Annotated in this window: 4 protein-coding genes; all 4 read right to left on the reverse strand. The window is 38.5% G+C overall.

Going from position 1 to position 3,174, the window contains the following annotated elements:
- Positions 1–243 precede the first annotated feature (243 nt).
- A complete protein-coding gene (locus FHT67_RS29565) occupies positions 244–864 on the reverse strand; it encodes a DUF4304 domain-containing protein (RefSeq protein WP_208403721.1) in 621 nt (206 codons plus the stop codon).
- A 179-nt stretch (positions 865–1,043) separates the two neighbouring features.
- A complete protein-coding gene (locus FHT67_RS29570) occupies positions 1,044–1,325 on the reverse strand; it encodes a hypothetical protein (RefSeq protein WP_167202138.1) in 282 nt (93 codons plus the stop codon).
- 238 nt (positions 1,326–1,563) lie between these two features.
- Entirely contained in the window at positions 1,564–2,037 is a 474-nt protein-coding gene (locus FHT67_RS29575; RefSeq protein WP_167202139.1) for an HIT family protein, read from the reverse strand.
- 170 nt (positions 2,038–2,207) lie between these two features.
- Positions 2,208–3,002: a Cof-type HAD-IIB family hydrolase gene (locus FHT67_RS29580; protein WP_167202140.1), complete on the reverse strand. Its 795-nt coding sequence runs from the start codon at positions 3,000–3,002 to the stop codon at positions 2,208–2,210.
- Between the last annotated feature and the right edge of the window lie 172 nt (positions 3,003–3,174).

The raw sequence follows: 3,174 nt of genomic DNA on the forward strand, positions 1-3,174 counted from the left end.
CATTACTTTGAACAGCGACAGCAAGAAGCCATTATGAAGCAAGCTGTTCGCAGGCTTGAGAGTCTTGGTTTTCAGGTTGCTCTTTCTGCCTCAGAAGCCTCTTAACAAGTCCTAATCTCTCCTATTTTCGAAGAAGCACAGTTTTTAAAAAACATAAAAGCTGGGCTTAGTTTCGTGCTGCCATTTTTGGGTCTGTGCTAAGAGTAATTTTCGGGGTAGGACAATTAGAGCGACCGAATCCGGTTAATCTGGCAAAACACTTAAACCTAATTTCTGAGTAAAATCTTTTAATAATTTTGTGTAATGGGGGTTTGATATTTTTCTATTCCATGCGTAGACCAAAGCTTCTTCAGCTTTAGATCGGTTTCCGATAATACAGTAAAGAGGTATTAAATCATATTGCGCAACTCTTGTCCCTGTATCTTCCTCTGACACTTGTCTCTCGATTTCAACAATTATATCGTTTGTACTATTTATATTTTCAACATACGGAAAAACAAGTGTCTCTAGCTTGGATTTTATTTTCTCCGATAAAGCGGATATATCAGTACTTTCCGTGATGTGACAGTCAGGAAAGTGCGTTCCCTCTTTCTTATGATTAAGATACATCAAGCTGGTTTCAATGATGGGTCTGTAACTCTGATAGGAAAACCAGCTTGTTGGTTTATTCAAATTTAATGCTGAAAAATATGGTTCTGAAAATAAAGCAATTTCAATTGAAAAGGTATAATAATCCGGTAAATTATAGCTTGATGCCCTGAAGTTTATAATCTGAATAACCTCTTTAGATTCTCTTACAAAGGTAGCATTTTTCTTTCTATATCCTCTCACTTTAAAAAGAGGAGCTATATCTTCGGTTAACATTCTTTTAAACATTTCTTTGGGAGTCATTTTTCACCTCAGTCAATGGATCTAATTTCCATATTATAATACCACATATTGAAACTAAACTGCTGCCCGTACTTCAATGAAAACGGCAGCTGATCGTTTGACCAGCTGCCGCATACCGTCATTGAACTATAGTTCCCCGATAGCTTAATCATTTAGTCAAAAATTTCATCGAACCGAGTAGCTAACTCGATAAATTTTTCACCCCAACCACTATCAATGGATATTTCTTGGAATGAACCAGTTGGAGCGAATAAGATTTTAAGTTCAGATATTACTTTATTATCTCCAAGTGCCACCCGTCTTTTGAGCGTATCCAATGTATTTAATACTTCCTCTACGGAATTGAATTGCGACCATACGACATTAGTATTTGGCGAATCAATTAAAGTCCTCAGTTCATCTAACAAACCCAATAAATCATTGATATTTCGCAATTTGAGCCACTCCGATAAATGATTATTTTGCTAAATGAATATTTCTATAGATGATTTAACTATCCTCCCCCTTACTTCAAAAAAAAGCCGCAGCTGATCCTCCGATCTGCTGCAGCTTTATTGATTGAACTATAGTCTCCCGATAGCTTAATGAGAGAACCTTATTTTTCCTCTTGAAGTGCCCACGTAATCACAGGTTCATCTCCTACTTGGGTTAGCATCCCTCCCTCCCTAGACCTTAACTATTTTCCTCTATCCAAGAACGCAACTTATCAGCATAGAAAGAGCGTTCATCTGGATCGGACTGAGAACCCTTTGATAGATAAAGTTGATCATTAACATATCTAGGGTAGACATGGAGATGATAGTGCCACACGTCTTGATTGCCAGCAGGCTCATTATGTTGCCGTGTAGAAATCCCATCACATCCATACGTACTTTTCATTGCAAATGCTGTAAGCTGAGCCGCGCGGTGAATTTCAGTAGCATAATCCGCAGGGAGTTCAAAGATGTTCTCGAAATGCTGATTAGGAATAACAAGAACATGTCCTTTATTGTTTGGCCACCATTTGCTCGCTATAAATGCCGTTACTTTTTCATTCTGATAGATGATATCCCCTTGTTTTGTTCCTTGATTAGGTCGCTCGATACCCCAAACACGACAAAATGGACATTCGTACTCTTCGGGCTTATGTGAAAATGATGCTTTCATCTTTCTTGCTCCTCTCATATTATTCCAACTAGCTATTAGACGCAGGCAACTTCTGTTCGTATCGCAATCCTGCCCATTACTTCAACGGGCAAAGAGCAGCGCCGCGGCGGCCTGCTCCCTGTTCTGATTGAACTATAGTTCCTACGTTAGTTGAATCATTATTAACTTGTTCACAGCACCAATTTCTCGAGAGCAACAGCAACACCATCATTATCATTTGATTCAGTAATGTGTTTTGCACAATTTTTCAACTCAATTATCGCGTTTTCCATAGCTATCGGAAATCCACAGTTATGGAATAAACCTAAATCGTTAAAGTCATCCCCGAATACCATTACATTTTCTGCTCTCACTCCAATATCATTAAGCACCCATTGCACGGCATCTTCCTTTGAGGCTGATTTGTGCATGATTTGAACTAATACTCCTCCGTCGGTTGCGATTACATTCACATGGTCGCCGAATTGCTCGATAACATCCATCCATTCGCTGTAACCATGAACCAATATTTTTGTTGGGGATAGTGAACTGAAAAAATCCTTATCAACAACCAAGGGTTTAGGATCACTTGAACGGATACCGAAATGACTAAGTTTTGAGTCAGAAATTTGTGTACACGTATAGCATGAGTCATTGACCTCGTAATTAATTATGGATTGAGGTGCATGTAACTTGATGAAATTGTTAATCTGATGGCTAATCTCCATAGGAATACTAATGTGCCGATGAGTTTGCTTAGACTTGCATATTGTTTGAGCACCATTGTAATAAACTAAGTAGTCTACAAAAGGAAAATTCTTCACAAATTGATTGGCCGCTCTGGGCGGTCGCGCCGTGGCGACGATAATATGGATTCCTGAATCATAACACCGTTTAACAGCCTCGTAATTTCTAGGCGATATGGATTTGTCGCTGTCGAGCAATGTTCCGTCCAGGTCTAATACAATTGCCTGTATGTCCGACATCTGCATCTCTCCTCAAATTAATTCTTCCAATAATAAGCTAATTCCAGGAAAGATACTAGACTCATTATTGAATTAATCTCCCTCTATGAAGAATCACTTTTCTCTTAAATTCTCATGTTTCCTTAGATTTTGAACGTTTTTCTTTCATACCAGACAATCATTAGATGGAACA

Source organism: Paenibacillus sp. BK720, from assembly GCF_011761545.1.
Classification (GTDB): domain Bacteria; phylum Bacillota; class Bacilli; order Paenibacillales; family Paenibacillaceae; genus Pristimantibacillus.

Excerpts from the sequence above, each read along its gene's own strand:
- FHT67_RS29575 (WP_167202139.1), bottom strand. The coding sequence starts at position 2,037 with ATGAAAGCATCATTTTCACATAAGCCCGAAGAGTACGAATGTCCATTT.
- FHT67_RS29565 (WP_208403721.1), bottom strand. The coding sequence starts at position 864 with ATGTTAACCGAAGATATAGCTCCTCTTTTTAAAGTGAGAGGATATAGA.
- FHT67_RS29580 (WP_167202140.1), bottom strand. The coding sequence starts at position 3,002 with ATGTCGGACATACAGGCAATTGTATTAGACCTGGACGGAACATTGCTC.